Below are 23,287 nucleotides of genomic sequence, written 5' to 3'. Positions count from 1 at the left end.
CTCTTCCCATGAGCCAGAACACGCCCGAACCCGCCGATACGCCCGCCATCGACCCCGCCGAGCTCGAGGTGGCACTGCGCGTGTTGGCGAGCCTGCACGAACTCGACGAGGAGCATCCGGATTTTGTGGCCGTGAGGCGCGCCACCGCCAAGATGTTCAAGTCGGTCAAGAAGAATCGGCGCGACGAGAAACGCGAAGCCATCCAGGCCGCCGACAAAAGCGTGATCGCGGGCACAGCGACAGGGGCTCCCGACCGCATCGACGACGAGACCCGCGGTGTCGCGCTCGCAGCGATCACCAGTGCGCCGAGCGCCGGGACCCTCATCAAGTCGCGCCCGTGTTACATCTGCAAGCAGCACTACACGCAGGTCGACGCGTTCTACCACCAACTGTGCCCCGACTGCGCTGCGATGAGCCACGCGAAGCGGGATGCCCGCACCGACCTCACAGGCAAGCGGGCGTTGCTCACCGGCGGCCGCGCCAAGATCGGAATGTACATCGCGCTGCGGCTGCTGCGCGACGGCGCCCACACCACGATCACGACGAGGTTCCCGCGCGACGCCGTGCGCCGGTTCTCGAGCCTGCCCGACTCGGGCGACTGGCTTCATCGCTTGCGCGTGGTCGGGATCGACCTGCGCGACCCCGCCCAGGTGATCGGGCTGGCCGAGACGGTGGCCGCGGCCGGGCCGCTCGACATTCTCATCAACAACGCAGCGCAGACGGTGAAACGCTCACCGGGGTCGTATGCGCCACTGGCCGAGGCCGAACTGGCACCGCTGCCCGATGGGCCGAAACCCGAGATGATCACGTTCGGGCACACCAACGATGCGCACCCGCAGGCGCTGGCGGCGTCGGTAGCCGCGCACCCTCTGCTTCAACGGGCTGCTCGTGCCGGCGCTGCGAGTGATGCCAACGCGAATGCCGAACTGGCCGGGTCGAAGCTGCTGGGCACTGCGCTGCTCGAGGCAGGGCTCACGCCGAATGAACTCAGCGCCGACGAACTCTCGGGGCTCGCGCTGGCCGCAGGATCGTCGTCGCTCGAACGGCTCGCCGCGGGAACCGCGATCGACGCCGGTGGGCTCGTGCCCGACGTACACCATGAGAACAGCTGGACGCAGGCGGTGCACGACGTCGATCCGCTGGAGATGCTCGAAGTGCAGCTGTGCAACACCACGGCCCCCTTCCTGCTGATCAGCAAGCTGCGAGCGTCGATGGCAGAGGCTGCTGCCGCTGCCAGATCAGGCCGGGCCTACGTGGTCAACGTCTCGGCGATGGAGGGTGTGTTCGCACGCGGCTACAAAGGGCCAGGGCATCCGCACACCAACATGGCGAAGGCCGCGCTCAACATGCTCACGCGCACGAGTGCGAAAGAGATGTTCGCGACCGATGGCATTCTGATGACCAGTGTCGACACCGGCTGGATCACGGATGAGCGCCCGCACCCGACGAAGGTACGTCTGGCCGAGGAAGGTTTTCACGCACCCCTCGACCTGGTCGACGGTGCGGCCCGGGTGTACGACCCGGTCGTGCGCGGCGAGGCGGGAGAAGACCTGTGCGGCGTCTTCCTGAAGGACTACAAACCCTCCCCCTGGTAATCTTGCGGCGCGTCGCGCTACGCGCGCCACGACACGCGCTTCTTAGTTCAACACGAAGCACCACGGAAAGACGCTGTGCTACGCACCCCTGCATAATCTTGCGGCGCGTCGCTGGCTAAATTAGCGGGACTGCTCCACGCGGCGGATGGCCAGGTCGTCGTCGATCGATTCGAAGTCGGCAGCGCCGAACTCGGGGGTGTGCGGCAGCCGGACGGTCAGGCTCGACATGGCCTGCATCGTCAGTGTGCCCGACGAGATCGCATAGTCGAGGCTGTGCCCGCCTACGCTGCGGCCCTCATCGAGATAGTGCAGGTGGAACCCGGCGACACTGATGCCCTGGTAGATCGAGGGCGCCCAGAAGCCGACCAGCGAGCCGGAGGTGCGGCCGAGCTCGTTCTCGTTCTGGGTCTGCATCACCTCGAGCAACGGGCGGAATGGGTGATGCTGGCGAATGGGCTCCCGCACGAGCATCCGGTCGAAGTCACCGTCGACCCTGATGGCGTAGAAGAGGTTCCGGCTCGGCAGGAGTGACGCGACCAGGCTCTCGAACCCGGTGCGGTCGAGTGGCCCGGAACCGCCCAGCGGCGTGCTCAACGTCGGAGCGAAGACCGAGACCTCGGCAAAGGGCACGCGTTCGCTCTCGTCGACGCGGCTCACGCTGCCGTCTGAAGTGCAGCGAAAGATCTCGCCGTCGACGAACACGAGTTCACCGTTCAGAGCATGCCCGCACCCGATTCCGAAGCCTCCCGCCGCCAGCACCTGACTTGCCGGGAAGACCCCGTCGTAGAGCCCAGACATGAGCGCATGGATGACCGAGAACTGGGTGATGCTGACGCCGATGGCCGGCTGCAGATGCCCCGCCGCTGCCATCGCCCCCGGTGCGTCAAGCGTTCCGGGCGCACCGGAGACGACAGGCATGGCCGCCCCCTCGGTTCGCGCGGGCGAGGTCACCGCGCTGAACGGGCTCGGCGCTTCACGATGACCCGGGCGAGCAGGCGCCACCCGAGAAGGAACACTCCGGTCACGATGAGCGTCACGATCACGAAGCTCACGGCGACCCCCTGGCCAGTCAGCGTGCGGAAGAGCATGCCGACGGCAACGGTGAAAAGCCAGATCGGGATGCCCGGCAGCACGACCTCGAACGGATACCGCCACGCCCGCGTCGCGGCCCAGCCCACGGCGAGACCGAGAAGGAAGGGCCACCACGTGTTGAGCGCGCCGAGCACGTTGAATCCTTCATCGTGGCTGTTCCGCCCGATGAGCACGAAGACGAGCAGCAGCACCACATCGAGTGCGGCCGCGACGAGGATGGTGCGGGGTGCGGCTGCCCGACGGGGTGATCGGGCACCGGTGGGTGCAGCATCCGGAGCCGTGGACTTCGGGGACGTGTGCGCGGGGGTGCTCTCAGACATACCTGCAAGTCTACGAGCGCGGGTCACGATGTCCGGTTGCGGGCACCGCCGGGGAACTACCGAGCGGATGTGTGAATGAGCGACAGAGCGGTCACAGCCCGAGCTCGGGCGCCTTCGAGACACCGAACTCCACCGCGAGCGCGCGCCGCGCCGCGTGCCAGCCGGCCAGGCCGTGCACGCCGGGGCCGGGTGAGGTCGACGACGAACACAGGTACACGCCCTTCATCGGCGTCTGCCACGGGTGCGGCGACAGCGTCGGGCGCCTGAGCAGCTGCCCGAACGTCGCCGCACCCGCCGAGATGTCACCGCCGACGTAGTTGGGGTTCATCGCCTCTTCGCCGACGGCCGTTCTGCTGGTGGAGGCGAGGATCGTGTCGCGGAAGCCGGGCGCGAACCGTTCGATCTGGGCAATGATCGTCTCGGTCTGGTCGATGTTCGACCCGCTCGGCACGTGCGTGTAGGCCCAGAGCACGTGCCTGCCCTCTGGCGCGCGCGACGAGTCGATCGTACTGGGCTGCGAGACCAGCACATAGGGTCGGGAGGCGTGCTTGCCCGCCGCGATGGTTGCCTCAGCGCGGGCGATCTGGGCGTGCGTGCCGCCCACATGAACCGTGCCGGCCCTGTGGAGTTCGGGGTTGGCCCACGGAACGGGGTCTGACAGTGCCAGGTCGAGCTTGGCGACAGCATTGCCGTACCGGAATCGCTCGAGGCGTCGGGCGTACCGCACCGGTACACGGTCGCCACCGAGCCGAAGCAGAGCCCGCGGTGAGACGTCCAGCAGAACCGCTTTCGAGGGCGGCAGCTCGCCGAGCGAGGTGATCTCGGTGCCGGTGACGATCTCGCCTCCGTGCGCGAGCAGGTCGGCCGCCATGGCGTCGACGATCGCCTGGCTGCCCCCGACCGGAACGGGCCAACCGACCCCATGGGCATGTGTGCCCAGCATGAGCCCTGCCGCGGCCGGCGCCAGGCCGGGCAGCGGCAGGATCGCGTGTGCCTCCACCCCGCTCAGCATGGCCGGGGCGACGTCGCTCTCGAACCGCAGGCCCCAGAGTGGACTCCCCTGTTCCAGCACCCGGGCGCCGAACTGCGCCGCCACGAGTGGGTTGCGCGGCACTCGGAGCAGCGAGCCGCCCGTGAACTCGGCGAGCTCCTGCCACCGGGCCACGAGCGGCTCGAAGAGCCTCTTCCAGGCCGGGCCGTCGACACCGAGCCCCCTGGCCGTCTCGTCGATGCTCTGGTAGGCGATGCCTGCCCTGCCCCCGTCGAGTGGATGCCCGTACGCGACGTCGGGCAGACGAAGCTCGATGCGCGAGGCCAGCCCGAACCGCCGAAAGAACTCCGAAGCGAGGGCCATCGGATGCACGGCAGAACACACATCGTGCAGATACCCCGGCAGCGTGAGTTCGCTGGTGCGCGCCCCACCGCCGATCGTGTCGGCCCGCTCGTACACGCGCACAGAGAGTCCCGCGCGCGCGAGCGTGACGGCGGCCGCGAGGCCATTCGGCCCGGCTCCGACCACGACCACATCTACGGTGTCCACGTTGGTAGTATCGCCCACCCTCGGCGTTCGCTCCAATCCCTGTGCACGAGCCCGCCCAGGATCCTGTGTCTCGGCTTTGAGAGCCCTGTCAACCCCTTGTCGGGGGGTGGTGCGCATGATTGCCTCAACACAAGCACTTAACCGAAGGAGGTTGATGTGACCACTCAGTTGACGCACCTCAGCCAGGTCAACATTCCGCTCTCAGGCGACATTCGCATCTCGGTCATCTCTGACCACGAATGGCAGGTCTGCGACAGGCGAATCCCCACAACGAACGCCGAAAGCGTGCTCGGCTATATCGAGCAGACGAACGGGTACTTCGACGTTCTCAAGCTGTCGGCACCGAGGAACATGCTGCGCTTCACCGAGTTCAGCCGTGCAGTCGACTGCTTCAGCGAGACCCTGAGGTAGTTCCGGCCGACAGCAGGAATTCCGCGTCTCTGACGACGACGTGGACCGGCTCGGCTCCGACCCTGGCCACCGCGGCAGCAAGACCGGGCACACCAGTGTCGAGGTCGATCCATCGGACTCGCGAAGTGTTCGAGGTCGCGGCGATGTCGAGGTCAACAGATCCGGTGTGTGTGCTGCCCTTCGCCCAGACATCGATGGTTCGCGGTTCCCTCCGTAACCCGTGACCGCTTGCTTTGAGCACCGCCTCCTTGCGGACCCACAGTTGCGACCGCGCGAGATCCGCATCACCGGAACCGAGCCGCCCGACGGCACGAACCTCGCGGGCGGTCAGGGCGACGGTGTCGAAGCCGGAGAACTGTGCAGCATCCACGCGGTCGATGTCGACCCCGACATCACCCACTCTGGCGACAGCGACCGCCACCCGGTCAGCTGACGTCGAGAGCGAAAGCGCATATCGGCTCGGTGAACCTGGAAGCACAGCTGGCTGGGCGATCGACGGCCTTCCGTGCGGGCCACCACAGACCCGGCACGTGAAATCGAGATTCACTGTGACCGCCGAGACACCGAAAACCTCGCCCGCGGCGAGCCTCAGCAGCGCGTGAGAGGTGATGAATCGATCGCGGTCGCCGGGCCGCACGAAGGCCGACGCGCGCTCGTGTTCGGCAGGTTCGAGAAGGCGAAGAAGCGAGGGTTGCGGCGCCGTCACAACGGCCAGGAACACGACCACCTCGGCCGGCGCAGAGATCACCCTTCACCCATGGCCTCCACCCTGCCATACTGGCCCTGTTCGAAGGAGATCCATCATGGCAGCAGAACCCACAGCCGCAGTCGGCGCAGGAACAAAAGAAGACCCGTGGCAGCTCGTCACTGCGCCTGGCAGTTCGTCGTACACGATGTACCGCGACGACACGACAGACCCTCCCTTGCTGGTCTGCCAGGTCGGCTCGACCAAACTCACCTACGATGCACGGGCTGTCGACGACCTGCACAGCTGGCTGAAAGCGCAGGGTGACTGGGTTCCGCTCGGTGCGGCCGACGAACTGAAATCGGCTGCCGAGGGATCGGTGGAAGCCTGGGGTCGCTCAGAAGACAATCCCGTCGGTGGCTGGTACGGCCAGCGCAAGGGGTACCGCGGGCGCTTCGGCATGTACCTTCCGCCCCTTCTCGAAGCCCTCGGCCTGGCTGAGCTGACCCACGACGCCCGAAACAACTCGGTGCGCGCCATCTGAGCGCTCGGACTCGTCTTCTCCCCCTCGGCACCGGCTGGCAATACACTCACTCCATGGATGATCAGACCTGGGCCCGCGCACCGATCGAGCCGCAGAGCGTGAACGCTCCGCTGTCGTCTGCAGCGGTCTTTCTCGTCGTCACCATCGAACGTGCCGCCGCGGCAGCGCTCGTCGTGCGCGAGGTCATCTCCGACATCGGCGGACTCGTTCGCACGGTCGGGTTCCGCGACCTCGGCGGCAGGCTCTCGTGCAACGTCGGCATCGGCGCCGAGGCCTGGTCGCGGTTCGACCAGGCCTCGAAACCCCAGCAGCTCGACCGGTTCCACGTGATTCCGGGCCCGGTTCACACCGCCGTCTCGACGCCCGGCGACCTGCTCTTCCACATCCGGGCTGAGCGGGCCGACCTGTGCTTCGAGCTGGAGCGCCTCATTCTCGACAAACTGGGCGACGCGGTGACGGTCGTCGATGAAGTGCAGGGCTTCCGGTACTTCGACGCGCGCGACCTGCTCGGGTTCGTCGACGGCACAGAGAACCCGACCGGCGAGTCGATGGCCGAGGCGTCGTTGATCGGTGACGAAGACCCCGAATTCGCTGGCGGCAGCTACGTCGTGGTGCAGAAGTACCTGCACGACCTCTCCGCCTGGGGCGGCCTGACGACCGAGCAGCAGGAGTCGATCATCGGTCGTTCCAAGATCGACAACGTCGAACGTGAAGACGACGTGCCGGCGGCCGCGCCCCGGAAATCACACCGGAGCCTCAACACCATCGTCGACGAGAACGGCGTCGAACAGGCGATCCTCCGCGACAACATGCCCTTCGGCCGGCCAGGCCACGGCGAGTTCGGCACCTACTTCATCGGCTACGCCCGCAAGGTCTGGGTCATCGACCACATGCTGAGGCGCATGTTCATCGGAGACCCGGTGGGCGAGTACGACCGCATCCTCGATTTCTCGAAGGCCGTCACCGGGTCGAGTTACTTCGTGCCGAGCATCCAGACCCTCGAAGCTCTCGCACCCGAGGAGTAGGTGCCGCGGACACATCGGCCCTTCGCTCGCTGAGTGACCTCCCAGATGGCCCATAGCTCCCTCATAGAGCGATTCAGTATGTTCGGCCTGTCTGAGGGCGCGGCGATCCTGCCCCGCCGGGGAATCGAGGAGCCTGGGTGGCGCGCGTCAACATCTACGAAGAGCAATTGCGCGGTCTGCCCAAGAAGGAGCGCAAGGCCCTCTCACGGGAGTTCGCGCGGATTCAGCGGGAAGACCAGCAGCGACGCAAGAAGCGCACCACGATCATCCTGCGCACCAGCCTGATCACTGTCGGGGTGGCTCTGCTCGCTGTCGGCACACTCGTGACGGTGAACACGGTGCGGGCTGGGCTCGCCGGCCCAGCGAACATGGCCAGCGACGGCATCGTCATGGTGGGCGACGGCACGAACGTCACGGCGACGAAGAGCGGTGCCCTGGCCGTCGGCCAGGAGCCGACCCCCAGCGTGCTCGACACGACGAACGGGATTCTCACCGTTGTCGAATACATCGACTACTCGAACGCCGACGCGGCGACCTTCGAGACCACGAACGGCGCGGCCATCCAGGGCTGGGTGAAACAGGGGTACGCCACACTCGAGATCCACCCTGTCGCTCTCGCGAGCACTGACGGCAACGACCCGGGAGCACGAGCCGCGAACGCCATCGCCTGCGTGGCCAACACCTCACCCGACAGCGTGCTCGCCGTTCACAACGCTCTTATCGCCGACCACGCGACCATCGCGAGCGCCGGGCTCAGCGACGCCGATCTGGTGAACCTGGTGACAACGGCCGGGGTGACAGACGCTGCCGTGTCGACGTGCATCACGTCGGACGGGTTTGCAAACTGGGTCGGCGATTCGACCGCACGCGCGAAGTCGTCAGTGCCGAATTCGAGCACAACGACACTGACCAGCACACCACTCGTTCTGGTGGATGGAGCAGCGTACACGGGCGCGGTGGGCGACCAGACGGCCTTCCAGACCTTTGTCACTGACACCTTCACGAAGAACACCCCGGCCAGCACCGCAACCCCGACGCGGACCCCTACCCCGTGACCGATAGGCGCCACACGGCCCGCATTCAACGAACACCAAGAGTGATCGGGCATGCTGGGAGGCATGTTCAGACGCCACCCCGCGCTCAGCGTGTTCACGCTCGCCTATCTCGGAGTCGTGGCATGGATCACATTGGGCCCGCAGCCGCTGGATGCGAAGGCTGAGGGCCTGCTGTACCAGGCCATCCGCTTCTTCGGCCGGCACGCCAGCACCGAGTGGATCACCTACGACCGCGTCGAGTTCACCGCCAACATCGCGATGTTCTTTCCGATCGGGCTGTTCTTTCTGCTGCTGTTCGGCCGGCGCCAGTGGTGGCTCGCCATCATCGTCGGCGCTGCGCTCACCTGCGGCATCGAGTTCACCCAGCTCTTCCTCCCGGGCCGGGTCTCTGATGTTCGCGACATCATCTCGAACTCGATCGGCGCGACGCTGGGCGTTCTCGTGGGTCTCGCCCTCACGGCGGGCAAGGCACGTCGCATCCGGCGCTCGCGTACCCCGGCTCCCGTCCGCGCCTGATTCCATTCACACGGAACGCAGTCTCGTCTCCTCCACCTCTGAGATCAGGCAGCGAGGTGGAAGGTGGTCGCGAAACGTTCGAGGAGCTCGTTGTGGCCGCCCAGTACCAGTACAACGCCGGTTGTGATCGCGCGGTCGGGGGTGAGCTCGCCGGAAATGAGCCGGCGGATGTCGGCACCGGCGGTGAAGGCGAGGTCAGCCTGGCCGCCACCACGCGTGACATCCAGCGCCGAACCATTGACACGGATGAGCAACTCAGCGGAGCCGAGCTGGGCCGCATAGGCCGTCGGCGGCAGGTTCGCGGCCACCAGCGGTTGGAAGGCCGTGCGGAGGTCCATCGTCATCGAATCAGGGGTGATGATCTGCGCCTCACGCGGGTCACCCATCGCTTTGAAGCCCCAGGCACCAAGCGCGAGGATGACCGGCTCGAGTTCGCGGCCGTAGGGCGTCAGCTCGTAGACGATGACTCGTGAGTGCGGCACACGGCGAATGACGCCGCCTTCCTGCAGCTCCTTCAGCCGGGCCGCCAGAATGTTACTGGGGATCCGGGCGAGCCCGCCGGCAAGCTCTCCGTACCGACGTGGCCCAACGAGAAGGTCGCGGATGATCAGAAGCGCCCAGCGCTCTCCCACGAGTTCGAGCGCGCTGGAGACGCCGCCATACTGCCCGTAATCCCGTGCAGCCATCAGACCTCAGTCCTGCTGGGCCATCGCCGCTTCGGGACCCTGTGCAGCGGCGACCGGGTCCATCCAGCCGAATTCGAGGAAGTTCCCGTCGGGGTCGTTCAGTTGGCGCTGGTACATGAATCCGTAGTCTGAAGCCGGTTTGGGTTCGACTCCGCCGGCAGCCACCCCGTTGGCCACGGCCGTGTCGACTGCCTCCCGAGTCTCGAGGAAGATCGCGGTCGAGACCGACGGGTTCACCGCCGGGTCGCCGATCGGAAGGTCGGTGAAGGTCTGGAAGTACTCCCGGGTCAGGATCATGAAGTAGTTGTGATCTTCTTCGACGACGACGCAGGCCGCGTTGTGGTCGGAGAAGAGCGGGTTGATGGTGAATCCGAGCGCCGTGTAGAACGTCTTGGCGCGTTCGAGGTCTGTGACGGGCAGGTTGACGAACATTGTCGGCATGGTGAATCCCTCTCGGTGGTCTGTCGCGTGCGAAGTGACTTAACGCTTGCAAAAAACAAGTGCCGCGTCAAGACTTCAGGTCACGAAGCGGAGGGCCGGTCATCCTTCAGCACGGTCGAAGCGGCTGCGCCACCCGCCATGCCGGCGAGCACCGAGGTGAGGTCGAAACCGGTGAGGTTCTTGACAAGCGCCGGCACGTCACTGGCGATGTCGGTGATCTGCTGGCCGACGGCCGAGGCGCCGTCTTTCGAGATCACGGTGAAGTTGTCGATGCCGGCGAATGCGCCCGCGATGCTCTGGGCGATCTCTGGCAGGCGCTTGATGACCTCGATCGAGGTGGCCGCATTGCCGTAGCTCTCCATTGCCTGGGCCTGGGCCTTGATCGATTCGGCTTCTGCCAGACCGGCGGCCCGGGTGATGGCGGCCTCCGCGAGCCCTCGTGCATTGGTAGCGGCCGCGTCTGCATCGGCGGTGAGCGTCACAGAGGAGGCGGTCGCTTCTGCGTCGAGCAGGGCGGCCTTCTTGTTGGCTTCAGCGATCGTCTCCCGGCGGTAGGCCTCGGCTTCGGTGACCGCATTGGCACTCGAGCGCTGGGCTTCTGCCGCAAGGGTGACCGTGGCGGCCGAGGCCTCGGCGTCGAGCACGGCAGCACTCTTGTTCGCCTCTGCGACGGTCTTTCGACGGAACGCCTCGGATTCGGCAGCGGCGTTCGCGCTGTCGCGCTGGGCGTTGGCGTCTTGCACCTTGGCGTACGCGGCGGCTTCCGCCGGCTTGCGGATGGAGATCTCGAGTCGTTCCTGCTCCACGAGGGCCTGCTCGGCGAGCGCCTGGCGCTCCTGCTCGGCGATGAGTCTGTCTTGATTGGCTTTGGCGAGCTGGCCGGAGGCGTCGGCTTCTGCCTGGGCGCGGTCGGTCTCCGATTTGATCGACGCTTTCTTCAGCGCGAGCGCCTTGTCGCGCTCTGCGACACGCTCCTCCGACTCGATCCGGGCGAACTCGCTGGCACGGAAGGCTTCGGACTGCGCCACGGCGGCCTCCTGCTGCGCCTTGGCCGTTTCGGCGGCCCCGAGGTTCGCGAGGTAGTTCGATCCCGGTGTGGTCACATCTTTGATGTTCAGGGTGTCGATGATGATGCCCTGTTCGGCGAAGTCGGCGCTGATCGATTTGACCACCAGGCCCTTGAACCGGGCACGGTCGCTGGTGATCTCCCGAAAGGTGAGCTCGCCGATGATCGACCGCACGTGGCCCTCGATGGCGGCCGCGATGATGTTGGCGAGGTTCTTCTGCGTGCTCTGGAACAGCTGCGCAGCGCGACGCACCGAATCGGGGTCACCGCCGACGCGGAACTGAATGGCGACATCGACGTTGGTGTTGATGTAGTTAACGTCGGGGCCCTGAACGCTGAAGCCGTGCTGGTACTGCTCGAGCGAGATTCGCTGGGTCTCGTTGACGATGGGCCAGATGAACGCCCTCTGCCCGATGACGACCTTCTGGTTCTTCGTGTCGAGCGCGACCTCGTCGAACACCTGTGAACCGTTCGCGTCGAGCACGGGTTTGCCACTGTCATCGAAGCGCGGCGTGCGGATGGGTTTCGATTTCTGGTCTGCCCCACCCTTCTGCCCGATGATGATGAGCGCCTCATTGATGCCGACCTTCTTGATGCGCGATGCCGAGAACGCCAGGATCACCAGCACGGCGACGACGATCACGATGATCGGAATGAGGGGGATGCCGGTGAAGAGACTCGCGTCCACGCTTTAGCTGCCTTCTTTAGGTGACGAATTTTCAGGTACAGCGATATAGGGAGCCACTCGCAGGGAACTGCCGGTGTGGGCGATCACCCGAACACGTGTTCCCTCCGTGAGGAGAGCAGCGCTCGTGGCGAGTCTCCGCCCCGACTCACGGCTGTCTTCGACGTGCACCTCACCGCCGGTTTCATCGACGTCGGAGGTGACGATCGCTGTCTGGCCGACGAGGTTGTAGTCGACGGTCGAACCGCGACTGATGCGCTGGAAGTATCTGGTGAAGACGGCACCGATGCCCAGGCTCAACACGCCTGCCGCACCACTGACGAGGTAGGCCGGCTGGGCTTCGGCTCCGCCTCCCAGCATGATGACGCCCACGGCACCGAAGATCGCCAGCGCCGCTCCGATCGGCGCCAGTGACAACAGCCCGCCGGTCACATCGAACAGGTCGAGAAGGCCGCCGAAGATCAGCCCGATCGCGATGAGCGCGAGACCCAGCGCGCCTGCGACGACGAACACGACTCCCGGTGTCATACGGCGACTGCGCGGCGGGCATCCATCTGAGCAGTCTGCCAGAACGCGAACCCCTGTGCGCGCCCACCCAGGGGCCGTCGGTGCGTCAACCGCTCGTAGAATTGGGCAAGTGACTGACCGCTCGCCTGCCCCCGCCGAAAGCGGCTGGATCCGCCGCCTGTGGCAGTACCTGCTGCGACACCGGCGGAGCCTCTACCTCTCGCTCGGCGCAGCCCTGCTCGGCAGTGCCTGCCAGGTCGTCATACCGCTGGTCGCCCGGCAGATCGTCGACAATGTCATTCTCGTACCCGACGCTCCCCTGCTGCCCTGGCTCGCCCTGCTGCTCACGCTCTCGGCCGGGGTGTTCGGCTTCGCCTACGTTCGCCGCTACCGGGGCGGCAAGGTCGCCCTCGAGGTGCAGACCGACCTGCGGAACGACATGCACGACCACCTGCAGACGCTCGACTTCGCAAGCCTCGGCGCCCTTCCCACCGGCCAGCTCGTGTCGCGGGCGAATTCCGACACCACGCTCGTGCTCGGGCTGCTGAACATGATGCCCCTGATGAGCGGCAATGTCATTCTGATGGTGCTCTCGCTGGTCGTCATGTTCGTGCTGTCGTGGCCCCTGGCCCTGGTGGCGCTCATCGTGACTCCCCTGCTCGTGGTGATCTCGTATCGCCTTCGCGCCCGCATCTTTCCGGCGACGTGGGATGCCCAGCAGCGAGAAGGCGAGGTCGCCCAGATCGTCGACGAAGACGTCACCGGCGTGCGCGTCGTCAAGGCGTTCGGTCGCGAGACGCACGAGATCGACCGCATGGTCGGGGTGTCGACCGCTCTCTACGGTTCGCAGATGCGAGCCGTGCGCATCCAGTCGCGGTACCAACCGCTGCTGCAGACCGTGCCTGTCCTGGCGCAGGTCGCGGTGCTCGCATTCGGCGGCTGGCTTGCCCTCAACAACCAGCTCACGATCGGCACCTTTCTCGCCTTCTCGGCCTACCTGACGCAGCTGATGGGGCCGGCGCGCATGCTGGCGGGCATTCTGACCATCGGCCAGCAGGCGCGCGTGGGCGTGGAGCGCATCTTCCAGCTGCTCGACCTCGCGCCCTCGATCATGGATGCCCCGACCGCCGTCGATCTGCCGACACCCTCCACCAGCACCTCACCAGGGGCTGGGCGAATCGACTTCGAGCGGGTGAGCTTCGGCTACACCCCGGATTCGCTCGTACTCGACGACGTGACCCTGCACATCGCTCCAGGCGAGCGCGTGGCGCTGGTCGGCCCGAGCGGCAGTGGTAAATCGACGCTCGCCGCCCTTGTCTCGCGATTCTACGACCCCACCGCAGGAACCGTGAGCGTCGACGGCATCGACGTGAGGGAGCTGCGCCTGAAGTCACTCCGGGGCAGCGTCGGGGTGGTCTTCGAAGAGAGTTTCCTGTTCTCCGACTCCGTGCGTTCGAACATCGCCTTCGGCCGCCCCGCAGCGACAGACGACGAGGTACGTGCCGCTGCCGAGGTCGCCCAGGCGAGCGCGTTCATCGACCGGTTGCCGAGGGGACTCGACACCGTCGTGGGCGAGCGCGGTCTCAGTCTCTCGGGTGGGCAACGCCAGCGCGTCGCCCTGGCCAGGGCCATCTTGTACGACCCCCGGATCCTCGTTCTCGATGACGCGACCAGCGCCATCGACTCCCGAACCGAGGAGGCGATCCACGAAGGACTGAAAGATGCCCTCGGCTCCCGCACGGTCCTGCTGATCGCGCACCGCGAATCGACCCTCCATCTCGCCGATCGGATCGTGGTGCTCGAGAACGGCCACATCAGCGACCAAGGCACGCACGACGAACTCCGCGAGCGCAGCGCCACCTACCGCGGGCTGCTGTCGAATCTCGATGAGCAGACGCAGGCTGCGGCCCAGAGCGGCCGGATCGAAGTGCTTGCAGACCTCACCGCAGAGGGCGATCTGGTGGCTGGCCGCCAGGACGACGCTGATGAGGCAGCGAGCAGGGGCTCCGCGCCGCAACGACCTGGGTCCCGATCCCCCGCGGCATCCTCCGCCGCGGGGAGTGCCGCCGCCGACGCGGGCGCGACCTTCCTCACCCCGATGCCCGACCTCCTCGGCGCCGTGGCGAAGCTCGGCCCGGTTCGCGATGTGCCCGACATCGATCTCGGGCGAGAGACGGTCGCCGACCCGAACTTCACCCTCGTGCGTCTGCTGAAGGAGTTTCGCAAACCTCTGGCCGTGGGGTTGGTGCTCGTCGTGCTCGACGCCGTCGCCGGGCTGCTCGGGCCGATACTCGTCAAGACGGGCATCGACAGTGGCGTGCAGGCGGGTTCTGCCGCAGTGCTCTTCGGGGCATCCGCCCTGTATCTCATCGTCACTCTGGCCGACCTCTTCGACGTGATCGCTTCGACCTTCGTCACCGGCAGAATCGCCCAGCGCGTCATGTTGTCGCTGCGTATTCGCATCTGGTCGCAACTTCAGCGGCTGTCACTGGATTACTACGAACGTGAAATGGCCGGCCGGGTCATGACGCGAATGACCACCGACGTCGACCAGTTCGAGTCGCTGATCCAGAATGGACTGCTCTCGGCCTTGGTCTCCGTGGTGACCTTCGTGGGTGTGGGTGTCGCGCTGCTCACCGTGAACCTCGAGCTGGGTCTCTGCACGCTCACGGTCGTGATTCCGCTGGCGATCGCGACGATGCTGTTCCGCAAGCGGTCGTCGACCCTCTACGACGTGTCGCGTGATCGCATCGCCGTGGTCAACGCCGACTTCCAGGAGAGCCTCTCTGGCGTGCGCGAATCGCAGGCCTTCGTTCACGAAGCAGCGGCGGTCACGCGATTCCACGGTCTCGGCGCCCACTACCTCGAATCGCGTGTCAAGGCCCAGCGCCTCGTCGCGCTCTACTTTCCGTTCGTGCAGTTCCTGTCGGGAGTCGCCGACGCGATCGTACTGGGCGTCGGCGCCGGCCTCATTGCCTCCGGTGACCTCACCTCGGGTGCACTCATCGCGTTCATCCTGTACATCGACATGTTCTTCTCCCCCATCCAGCAGCTCTCGCAGGTCTTCGACTCGTGGCAGCAGACCCGGGTCTCCGTGGGCAGGATCTCGCAGCTCATGCAGCTCGAGACCCTGACCCCCACAGCACCCGATGCCCTCGTGCCCGGGCGACTCTCGGGAGCCCTCACCCTCACGAATGTGCGATTCTCCTACCCGTCGACCGAGCCGCTGCCTTCGGTGTCGAAGGCCACCAGGGGCCCATCGGATGCCCGGCTCGCCCTGAGCGACGACGCGTCGTTCGTCGCCCCCCGCGAGGCGCTCCGCGGCATCACCCTCGACATCGCTGCCCGAGAGACCGTCGCCCTCGTCGGAGAGACGGGCGCGGGCAAGTCCACCGTCATGAAACTCCTGGCGCGCTTCTACGACGTCGACAGCGGCGCTGTGCTGGTCGACGGTATCGATGTGCGCGCCCTCGACCTCGTGGCCTTTCGCAAACAACTGGGCTACGTGCCCCAGGAGGCGTTCCTCTTCACGGGCACGGTTCGAGACAACATCGCGTTCGGTCGCCCGGGTGCGACCGACGACGAGGTGCGAGCTGCGGCCGAGGCTGTCGGAGCCGACGATTTCATCGGCGAGCTCTCTGGCGGCTACGACCATGCGCTCTCCGAGCGGGGCCGATCGCTCTCTGCCGGCCAGCGCCAGCTGATCGCCCTCGCCAGGGCCCAGCTCGTCGACCCGGCCATCCTGCTGCTCGACGAGGCCACCTCGAATCTCGATCTGGCGACAGAGGCACGGGTCACGGCCGCAATGGACCGCGTCTCCCGTGGGCGGACCACCATCGTCATCGCCCACCGACTGCAGACGGCGCGCGCGGCCGATCGCATCGCGGTGCTGCACGACGGCGGAATCGCCGAAGTGGGCACCCACGACGAGCTTCTCGAACAGGAGGGCCGGTACGCGACCATGTGGAAGGCCTACCAGACCGTGGAGCAGCGCTAGGATTTCGCTTAGTCGCCACGCGCGCCACCGGTGATGCCCTCACACAGGCCGACAGACCGCAACACAGACAGGCAGGATGCCATGACCGACCCCAGCCAGAACCCATCGGGCGATCACCACCAGCCCCAGCCTGTGAACTATGGCACAGCCAACTACGGCACGACGCCGATCACCCCGGTCGACGGCCAGCAGCCCGTGGCGGCTCCGTACGCCGGCCAGGGCCAATACGGCGACCGGGGGCAGTATGCCCCCGCCCCTCCGGGGTCATACGGCGCGGCTCGCACCAATGTGCTCGCGATCGTCGCCTTCGCGCTCTCGTTCGTGGTGCCACTCGCGGCCATCGTCACCGGCCACATCGCCCTCGGCCAGATCAAGAGAACGGGAGAGCAGGGCCATGGCTTCGCCCTGGCCGGCACGATCATCGGGTATGCACTCACGGGCCTGGCACTGATCATGGTGATCGCCTACGTCGCCTTCTTCATCGTGCTTATCGCCGTGGCCGCGACAAACGGCCAGTACTCGACCGGGCACTTCGCCACCTACTGAGCGTTTCGCCCATCGGTTCGCACCCGCCCGCAGGTGAACGACCGCTTTCACTAGCGCGCCCTATCACAATTGTGAGTTTTCGGTCATCCGTGCCGTTCGGGGGCATGGCGTTGTAAGTTACCGACATGACTGCGGAGCTCACCCTCGGTGCAGAAGAAGAGTTGCACCTGATCGACCTTGAGAGCGGCAAGCTCTCGGCCCGGGCCCCGCAACTCCTGTCACGGTTGCCTGCAGAGAGCTATTCGGCCGAGCTCCAGCGCACCACCGTCGAGACGAACACCGCGGTCACCTCCACCCTGAGCGAGCTCCGGGCCGAATTACTGCGGCTGCGAAAGGGCCTCGCAGAGGCCGCCGGCGAATTCGGGCTCGGCGTTGCCGCAGTGGGCACTGCTCCGCACTCCGAGTTCACCGACTTCGAGCTCACCGCGACCGGTCGGTACAGGCGCATGCAGGAGCAGTACCGGCTCCTGGTCGACGAACAACTGATCTGCGGCCTCCAGATCCACGTGGGGGTCTCCGACCGCGATCTGGCCGTGCAGATCGCGCAGCGTGTGTCGCACGATCTGCCGCTTCTGCTGGCGCTCTCGGCCAGTTCGCCCTTTCTGAATGGGCACGACACCGGGTATTCGAGCATCCGCACCACCATCTGGCAGCGCTGGCCGAGCGCCGGGGCGACAGGCGAGGTCTCGTCTGCGGCCGAATACGACGAACTGTTGTGCGACCTGATCTCCAGCGGTGTGATCGCCGATGCCAAGATGGCGTACTTCGACGTGCGGCCATCGTCGCACGAGCCGACCCTCGAACTGCGCGTCTGCGATGCCTGCCCGATCGTCGACGATGCCGTGCTGATCGCCGGTCTGTTCCGTGCTTCGGTGCTGTCTGCAGAACACGACATCGAGGCGGGCCGACCGCGACCGCAGATGCGGGCTCCGATCCACCGTGCTGCGATGTGGCAGGCGGCGCGCGGCGGGCTCTCGGGCATGCTGCTCGACGGAACAACTCACCCTCGACCGGTGCCTGCGGCGCATGCCATCCGCGACCTGGTCTCCCGGCTTCGCCCGCAGCTCGAGGAGCTCGGCGACTACGACGAGATCAGGCACCTCAGCGAAGCCACCCTCGCCCGAGGCAACTCCGCCGACCGGCAGCGCGCTGCCTTCGCTGAACGAGGCGAGCTGCGCGACGTGGTGGAACAGGTCGTGCAGGAGACCCACGGCCCCGCGGAAGGGTACGCTCCCCGGGCGGCGACCGAAGCTCTCGCCCTTCGCAGTTACCGCACTCGAGCCGGTGACGAGGCCGTCGGCCCCAGTTCCATTCCCCGGCCCGCCTACCGCGACGTCATCGACTTCTACCGCGACCTGAAGCCCACCGGCCTAACCGACCTCAACCACGAACGCGATGAGTACACGCAACGAACCTCGCTGGATTTCGGGGTGAAGGGGGCCTTCCAACCATTCGAAGTCGACCTCTTTCCGCGGATCATCAGCGCCTACGAATGGTCGGAACTCGGCGCCGGGCTTCGCCAGCGGGCGCGGGCCATCGAGTCGTTCCTGCAGGACATCTACGGCCAGCAGCGGATCATCGCCGACGGGGTTCTGCCGCGCGAGCTCGCCGACTCCCTCACCTCGTCGCCGGGCTGGCGGCAGGAGGGCAGGAGAATCCCTCCAGGAACCGTTCGAGCTGCTGTCATGGGCTTCGACCTGGTACGCAATGAGTTCGGCGGTTGGCGCGTACTTGAAGACAACGTGCGCGCACCGAGTGGGGCGGCCTACGCCATGGCAGCCAGGGCGCTGATGGATGCTGTAGTCCCCGACCTACCCAGACCACAGGGCCTGCGCGACCCGCGTTCCGCCCTCGCCGAGCTGAGGCGGGCCCTCCTCGCCGGGCCACGTGCAACAGCCGGAGGCGACCCGGAACTCGACGCCGTCGCCGCTGTTCTCAGCAGCGGCACCGCCAGCTCCGCCTGGTTCGAGCACAACCACCTCGCCGCCGATGCTGGCCTCCTGCTGGTGACACCCGACGACCTCGACGTTGTGGGCGGCCGCGTCGTGGCGACCGCGTCACGCGATGCCTCGGGTGCCGTCGATGCGACCGGCTCGCGGGCACCAGGTGATTCGGCCGGCGACAGCACGATCATCCAGTCGCTGTATGTACGCATCGATCCCGAGCTGATCGACCTCGTCACGAGTTCTGGGCGCACCATCGGCCGCGAGATCCTCGAAGTGGCGGAATCAGGCAACGTCTTTCTCGCCAACGCACCCGGCAACGGGGTCGCCGACGACAAGGCGATGTACTGCAACATCCACGACGTGATCGGCTACTACCTCGATGAGCGCCCGTTGCTCGAATCCGTTCCGACCTACCGAACCAGCGATGCCTCTGAGCGCCGCAGCGTGCTCGAGCGAGTCGGGGAGCTCGTGACCAAACCGGTCGACGGTGAAGGCGGGCGGGGAGTACTCATCGGGCCGAAGGCCACGGCATCCCGCGTCGCCGAGCGCCGCAGCGAGATTGCAGCAGACCCGTCTGCCTGGGTCGCCCAGGAGCTTGTCGCCCTCTCATCGCTTCCGACCTTCGCCGGGTCTCACCTGGAACCCCGGCACGTCGACCTGCGTGCCTTCGTCTATGTTCGGGGCACCGGGCCAGAAGACGTGACAGTGGCCGACCTGGCGCTCACGAGGGTGGCACCCGCGGGGAGCATGGTGGTCAATTCCTCGCAGGGCGGAGGGGCTAAAGACACCTGGATCCTGGGTTCAGACGGCTCGCCAGACGAAAGGAACGCCCATGTTCGCACGAGCAGGTAGTGGCAGGTCACTCGGCCGCGCAGCGTGCGACGAAATGGGCGACGCAGCCAGAAGCAGAGGAGTCTGAGATGTGCGGCCTGGCCGGAGAGTTCCGCTTCGACGGGCAGAGTGCCGACATCGCGGCCCTCGCCCGGATGACGTCGTGCCTCGTTCACCGCGGCCCCGACGGCGATGGGCTCTGGGCGCACGGCCCGGTCGCGCTCGGCCACCGGCGGCTCTCGATCATCGACCTGAGCACTGCGGGTTCCCAGCCGATGGTGGATGCCGCGCTCGGCCTGACTGTCGCCTTCAACGGCTGCATCTACAACTTCAGAGACCTTCGCGCTGAGCTGGCTGGCAAGGGCTACACCTTCTTCTCCTCCTCAGACACGGAGGTGATCGGCAAGGCATATGCCGAATGGGGCATGGATTGCGTCGACCACTTTCTGGGCATGTTCGCCTTCGCGATCCTCGAGCGCGAGAGCGGGCGGCTGGTTCTGGCGCGTGACCGACTCGGCATCAAACCGCTGTACCTGGATGAGACCGGTGATCGCATCCGCTTCGCGTCGACCCTGCCGGCACTGCTGGCCGGTGGCGGCACCGACACGAGCATCGACAGGGAGGCGCTGGCGTACTACATGACCTTCCATTCGGTCGTACCTGCTCCGCTCACCATCCTGACGGGGGTGCGCAAGCTGCCTCCGGCCACGATCCGCGTCATCGAGCCCGACGGGCGCAGCACGGAACGGGTGTACTGGTCGCCCGACTTCAGCCGCGACGACGAGTACGCAGGGTTCGACGAACGGGACTGGCAGGACGCGGTCATCCAGAGCCTGCGAACCGCAGTCGAACGGCGCATGGTCGCCGACGTGCCCGTGGGGGTGCTGCTCTCGGGAGGCATCGACTCGAGCCTCGTGGTCGCGCTGCTCGCCGAAGCGGGCCAGACCGACCTCAGAACGTTCAGCATCGGCTTCGAATCCGCCGGCGGCGAATCCGGTGACGAGTTCGAGTATTCGACCCTCGTCGCCGATCGCTTTGCGACAGACCACCACCGCATCACCATCGACAGCGCGCGGCTGTTGCCGGGCATCGATGGCGCGATCGCGGCCATGAGCGAACCGATGGTGAGCCATGACTGCGTGGCGTTCTACCTGCTCAGCGAAGACGTCTCACAGTCGGTCAAGGTGGTTCAGTCTGGCCAGGGCGCCGACGAGGTGTTGGGCGGCTACGACTGGTATCCGCCGCTCGCCGATGTGCCGCGCGGCGATGCGGCTGAAGCGTATGCGCGCGTGTTCTTCGACCGCCGCTGGGCCGCCATGAGTTCGGTTCTCTCCCGCGACTGGATGCTCGGGCATGACGCCCCGAGCGAATTCATCGCCCGCCGTTTCGCAGAGCCCGGCGCCGAGACCTCGGTCGACGCGGCCCTGCGCAACGACACCACGGTGATGCTGGTCGACGACCCGGTGAAGCGTGTCGACAACATGACCATGGCCTGGGGCCTCGAGGCCCGCGTTCCCTTTCTCGACCACGAGTTCGTCGAACTGGTGGGGAGAATCCCTCCACACCTGAAGCTGGCCGATGGCGGCAAGGGTGTCCTCAAGGCAGCCAGCCGCGGAATCGTGCCAGACGAGATCATCGACCGCACGAAGGGGTACTTCCCGGTGCCGGCGATCCGGCAGCTCGAGGGCCCGTACCTGGAAAAGGTTCGCGATGCCCTCACGGACCCGGCCGCCCGCGCACGGGGGCTCTTCGACGGGGCCGAGGTCGAACGATTGCTGGCCTCCCCGAACGAAACGCGAACGACCCTCGGCTCGAATGCACTCTGGCAGCTTGGTTTACTGGAGCTGTGGCTGCAGAAGCAAGGAATCCGGTAATCGACACGAGTGAGCTGACTGCGCGCCTCGTCGCCGCGTGGGGCAGCTGGGGGCCGACGATGACGCCCGACGCCGACCGTGTCGCGTTCATCAGCGACCGCTCCGGCCTGCCCCAGCTGTGGGTTCAGAACGTCGCGACCGGCGATGAACTGCCAGAGCCGACGCTGATCCAGTTCTGCGACGACCCCGTCATCGCAGTGAGCTGGTCGGCCGACAGCGCCTGGCTGGCCGTCGCCGTCGCAACCGATGGCGGCGTTCGCAGCCAGGTGTGGGTCGTCAGGCCAGACGGCACGGATGCCCGGCGAATCGGCGGCGACCGCGAACACCACGCCGAGCTCGGGCCGTGGACCCGCAGCGGTCACCGGGTGGTCGTCACTGTGCCGTCGACTGAGGTCGGGGAGCCGACGCGTACCTTTCTCGTCGAGCCCGTGACAGGGCTCTTCGAGCCGCTCGCCGTGGGTGAGCTCATCCATGTGCTCGACCTTTCTGTCGGCGAGGCACTCGTCGTTGTTCGCGACGGTCGTCGGGGACATGAATTCTGTGTGGTCGTCGACCGGCTGAGCGACGAAGACCACCCGCTGATGCCCCACAATGAGCACGGGCACGCGGCGACAGGGGCGACGACCGTGGCACTCATCCGGCCGGCGCCGGCGGGTGCCGAACCCGGCAGCCCCGTGGTCGCGTACCTCGCGACGGAGGTCGATGCGCCGCGCCAGCGCCTGGTTGCACTCCCACTCGCCCCCGATGGGTGGCGCGGCGTGCCTCGCGTTCTTGCCGAACGCACCGACGCCGAACTCGAAGCACTCGATGCCGACGACGCCGGGCGGTTGTTGCTGCTGGTCTGGAACCGCGCTGGGCGAAGCGAGATCGAACTCTATGACACCGCCACAGACGAATGCACCCCCGTTGCCGGCCTGCCAGGGCTGGTTGCGACAAGCCCGGTGCTGAGCCGCGACGGGAGAACGGTCATCCTGAGCGTCGAGGGGCCGCTTCGCCCCCGCGAGCTCTGGCGGCTCGACACAGCGGCACACAGCTGGACGCGCGTCACGCAGGTGCCGGCCCTGCCTGAGGTGGCGCTCGCAGAGCCGACGCTCGAGCACTTCACGGGTCGGGACGGGCTCGGGTTGAGCGGGTGGTTGTACCGGGCTCCTGCCGGAACGCGCACTAGTGGTGCGCACGCGAAGCCGATCGACGACGCAGACGAAGGAGAACGGGCTCGGACTGCCGGCCCCGCCATGCTGAGCCTTCACGGCGGGCCGGAGGCGCAGGAGAGACCGACGTTCAACCCGCAGCACCAGGCGATGGTCGCCGCGGGCATCACCGTCTTCGCGCCGAACGTGCGCGGGTCATCCGGTTTCGGCCGCGAGTTCAGCCATCTCGACGACGTCCACGGTCGGCAGGGCGCGTTCGACGACGTGCTCGCCGCGGCCCAGTACCTCGTCGATGCCGGCCTGGCCGACGCGGGGCGGATCGCTGTGACAGGCCGCTCCTACGGCGGCTACCTCACCCTGGCATCGCTGGCTTTCTCCCCCGGCGTCTTCGCGGCGGGGATCGACATCTGCGGGATGTCGCACATGATGACGTTCTACCGGGACACCGAGCCGTGGATCGCCGCGGCCGCCGTGACGAAGTATGGGCATCCCGATCACGACCAGAAGCTGTTGCGGCGCATTTCGCCGCTCACGAAGGTGTCGAACATCGACGTGCCTCTGCTGGTGGCGCACGGTGAGCTCGACACGAACGTGCCCGTCAACGAAGCACACCAGGTCGTGGCCGCGCTGCGCGAACTCGGGAGGCCGGTCGAATACCTCGAACTCGCGGGTGAGGGGCACGAGTACCGACGCGCCGAGTCGAAACTGTTGCTTGCCGAGACGATGGTGCACTTCCTGCGGCAGCACCTTTCCCGCATCGAGGGGTGAACCGCC

At 66.7% G+C, this 23,287-nt stretch carries 19 protein-coding genes; 11 read left to right on the top strand and 8 right to left on the bottom strand.

Going from position 1 to position 23,287, the window contains the following annotated elements; all coding sequences use genetic code 11:
• Positions 1-8 precede the first annotated feature (8 nt).
• Entirely contained in the window at positions 9-1,595 is a 1,587-nt protein-coding gene (locus tag KPL76_RS09450) for an SDR family NAD(P)-dependent oxidoreductase (protein ID WP_216332666.1), read from the top strand.
• 120 nt (positions 1,596-1,715) lie between these two features.
• On the opposite strand, the gene budA is transcribed toward KPL76_RS09450, so the two are convergent.
• The 3 genes from budA to KPL76_RS09435 form a co-directional block, all read right to left on the bottom strand.
• On the bottom strand, positions 1,716-2,513 hold the full coding sequence (budA, locus tag KPL76_RS09445; RefSeq protein WP_216332664.1) for an acetolactate decarboxylase: 798 nt from the start codon (positions 2,511-2,513) through the stop codon (positions 1,716-1,718).
• Positions 2,514-2,542: 29 nt separating this feature from the next.
• Positions 2,543-3,007, bottom strand: coding sequence for a DUF3054 domain-containing protein (locus KPL76_RS09440; RefSeq protein WP_216332655.1), 465 nt, complete (start codon positions 3,005-3,007; stop codon positions 2,543-2,545).
• 91 nt (positions 3,008-3,098) lie between these two features.
• Positions 3,099-4,547 carry an NAD(P)/FAD-dependent oxidoreductase gene (locus tag KPL76_RS09435; protein WP_216332653.1) on the bottom strand — a complete coding sequence of 483 codons (1,449 nt, stop codon included), beginning with the start codon at positions 4,545-4,547 and terminating at the stop codon, positions 3,099-3,101.
• Positions 4,548-4,703: 156 nt separating this feature from the next.
• Between KPL76_RS09435 and KPL76_RS09430 the strand changes: the two genes are divergently transcribed.
• Positions 4,704-4,958 carry a hypothetical protein gene (locus KPL76_RS09430; protein ID WP_216332651.1) on the top strand — a complete coding sequence of 85 codons (255 nt, stop codon included), beginning with the start codon at positions 4,704-4,706 and terminating at the stop codon, positions 4,956-4,958.
• Here KPL76_RS09430 and KPL76_RS09425 read toward each other — a convergent pair.
• The gene (locus KPL76_RS09425; RefSeq protein WP_216332649.1) at positions 4,939-5,706 is read right to left on the bottom strand and encodes a 4'-phosphopantetheinyl transferase superfamily protein; all 768 of its coding nucleotides are present in this window, start codon (positions 5,704-5,706) and stop codon (positions 4,939-4,941) included. The genes KPL76_RS09430 and KPL76_RS09425 overlap by 20 nt on opposite strands.
• 55 nt (positions 5,707-5,761) lie before the next feature.
• Here KPL76_RS09425 and KPL76_RS09420 point away from each other — a divergent pair, with 55 nt between their 5' ends.
• The 4 genes from KPL76_RS09420 to KPL76_RS09405 all read left to right on the top strand — a co-directional run bounded on the left by KPL76_RS09420 (position 5,762) and on the right by KPL76_RS09405 (position 8,783).
• Positions 5,762-6,187: a DUF6855 family protein gene (locus KPL76_RS09420; RefSeq protein WP_216332647.1), complete on the top strand. Its 426-nt coding sequence runs from the start codon at positions 5,762-5,764 to the stop codon at positions 6,185-6,187.
• A gap of 53 nt (positions 6,188-6,240) precedes the next feature.
• On the top strand, positions 6,241-7,212 hold the full coding sequence (locus KPL76_RS09415; protein ID WP_216332644.1) for a Dyp-type peroxidase: 972 nt from the start codon (positions 6,241-6,243) through the stop codon (positions 7,210-7,212).
• A gap of 137 nt (positions 7,213-7,349) precedes the next feature.
• Positions 7,350-8,267, top strand: a complete 918-nt coding sequence (locus tag KPL76_RS09410) for a thioredoxin domain-containing protein (RefSeq protein ID WP_216332642.1) — start codon at positions 7,350-7,352, stop codon at positions 8,265-8,267.
• A 63-nt stretch (positions 8,268-8,330) separates the two neighbouring features.
• Positions 8,331-8,783, top strand: coding sequence for a VanZ family protein (locus KPL76_RS09405; RefSeq protein WP_216332640.1), 453 nt, complete (start codon positions 8,331-8,333; stop codon positions 8,781-8,783).
• Between the two features lie 44 nt (positions 8,784-8,827).
• Here the strand turns inward: KPL76_RS09405 and KPL76_RS09400 are convergent, their stop codons facing one another.
• The 4 genes from KPL76_RS09400 to KPL76_RS09385 all read right to left on the bottom strand — a co-directional run bounded on the left by KPL76_RS09400 (position 8,828) and on the right by KPL76_RS09385 (position 12,189).
• Complete coding sequence (locus tag KPL76_RS09400) at positions 8,828-9,469, bottom strand: helix-turn-helix domain-containing protein (protein WP_216332638.1); 642 nt, start codon at positions 9,467-9,469, stop codon at positions 8,828-8,830.
• 6 nt (positions 9,470-9,475) lie between these two features.
• Complete coding sequence (locus KPL76_RS09395; RefSeq protein ID WP_216332636.1) at positions 9,476-9,910, bottom strand: VOC family protein; 435 nt, start codon at positions 9,908-9,910, stop codon at positions 9,476-9,478.
• Positions 9,911-9,990: 80 nt separating this feature from the next.
• Entirely contained in the window at positions 9,991-11,664 is a 1,674-nt protein-coding gene (locus KPL76_RS09390) for a flotillin family protein (protein WP_253201976.1), read from the bottom strand.
• A gap of 3 nt (positions 11,665-11,667) precedes the next feature.
• Positions 11,668-12,189: an NfeD family protein gene (locus KPL76_RS09385; protein ID WP_216332634.1), complete on the bottom strand. Its 522-nt coding sequence runs from the start codon at positions 12,187-12,189 to the stop codon at positions 11,668-11,670.
• Between the two features lie 109 nt (positions 12,190-12,298).
• Here KPL76_RS09385 and KPL76_RS09380 point away from each other — a divergent pair, with 109 nt between their 5' ends.
• The 5 genes from KPL76_RS09380 to KPL76_RS09360 all read left to right on the top strand — a co-directional run bounded on the left by KPL76_RS09380 (position 12,299) and on the right by KPL76_RS09360 (position 23,281).
• Complete coding sequence (locus KPL76_RS09380) at positions 12,299-16,165, top strand: ABC transporter ATP-binding protein (protein ID WP_216332632.1); 3,867 nt, start codon at positions 12,299-12,301, stop codon at positions 16,163-16,165.
• Positions 16,166-16,246: 81 nt separating this feature from the next.
• Entirely contained in the window at positions 16,247-16,711 is a 465-nt protein-coding gene (locus tag KPL76_RS09375; RefSeq protein WP_216332630.1) for a DUF4190 domain-containing protein, read from the top strand.
• 125 nt (positions 16,712-16,836) lie between these two features.
• The gene (locus KPL76_RS09370) at positions 16,837-19,509 is read left to right on the top strand and encodes a carboxylate--amine ligase/circularly permuted type 2 ATP-grasp protein (RefSeq protein WP_216332628.1); all 2,673 of its coding nucleotides are present in this window, start codon (positions 16,837-16,839) and stop codon (positions 19,507-19,509) included.
• Positions 19,509-21,362 carry an N-acetylglutaminylglutamine amidotransferase gene (locus KPL76_RS09365; RefSeq protein ID WP_253201975.1) on the top strand — a complete coding sequence of 618 codons (1,854 nt, stop codon included), beginning with the start codon at positions 19,509-19,511 and terminating at the stop codon, positions 21,360-21,362. The genes KPL76_RS09370 and KPL76_RS09365 overlap by 1 nt, the downstream gene beginning before the upstream one ends.
• Entirely contained in the window at positions 21,335-23,281 is a 1,947-nt protein-coding gene (locus KPL76_RS09360) for a S9 family peptidase (RefSeq protein ID WP_253201974.1), read from the top strand. Before KPL76_RS09365 ends, KPL76_RS09360 begins: the two co-directional genes overlap by 28 nt.
• Positions 23,282-23,287: the final 6 nt, after the last annotated feature.

The sequence above is a fragment of the Subtercola sp. PAMC28395 genome, from assembly GCF_018889995.1.
GTDB lineage: Bacteria > Actinomycetota > Actinomycetes > Actinomycetales > Microbacteriaceae > Subtercola.
This window is presented reverse-complemented; position numbering and strand designations above follow the sequence as displayed.

Excerpts from the sequence above, each read along its gene's own strand:
- KPL76_RS09450 (WP_216332666.1), top strand. The coding sequence starts at position 9 with ATGAGCCAGAACACGCCCGAACCCGCCGATACGCCCGCCATCGACCCC.
- budA (WP_216332664.1), bottom strand. The coding sequence starts at position 2,513 with ATGCCTGTCGTCTCCGGTGCGCCCGGAACGCTTGACGCACCGGGGGCG.
- KPL76_RS09440 (WP_216332655.1), bottom strand. The coding sequence starts at position 3,007 with ATGTCTGAGAGCACCCCCGCGCACACGTCCCCGAAGTCCACGGCTCCG.
- KPL76_RS09420 (WP_216332647.1), top strand. The coding sequence starts at position 5,762 with ATGGCAGCAGAACCCACAGCCGCAGTCGGCGCAGGAACAAAAGAAGAC.
- KPL76_RS09415 (WP_216332644.1), top strand. The coding sequence starts at position 6,241 with ATGGATGATCAGACCTGGGCCCGCGCACCGATCGAGCCGCAGAGCGTG.
- KPL76_RS09405 (WP_216332640.1), top strand. The coding sequence starts at position 8,331 with ATGTTCAGACGCCACCCCGCGCTCAGCGTGTTCACGCTCGCCTATCTC.
- KPL76_RS09400 (WP_216332638.1), bottom strand. The coding sequence starts at position 9,469 with ATGGCTGCACGGGATTACGGGCAGTATGGCGGCGTCTCCAGCGCGCTC.
- KPL76_RS09395 (WP_216332636.1), bottom strand. The coding sequence starts at position 9,910 with ATGCCGACAATGTTCGTCAACCTGCCCGTCACAGACCTCGAACGCGCC.
- KPL76_RS09385 (WP_216332634.1), bottom strand. The coding sequence starts at position 12,189 with ATGACACCGGGAGTCGTGTTCGTCGTCGCAGGCGCGCTGGGTCTCGCG.
- KPL76_RS09375 (WP_216332630.1), top strand. The coding sequence starts at position 16,247 with ATGACCGACCCCAGCCAGAACCCATCGGGCGATCACCACCAGCCCCAG.
- KPL76_RS09370 (WP_216332628.1), top strand. The coding sequence starts at position 16,837 with ATGACTGCGGAGCTCACCCTCGGTGCAGAAGAAGAGTTGCACCTGATC.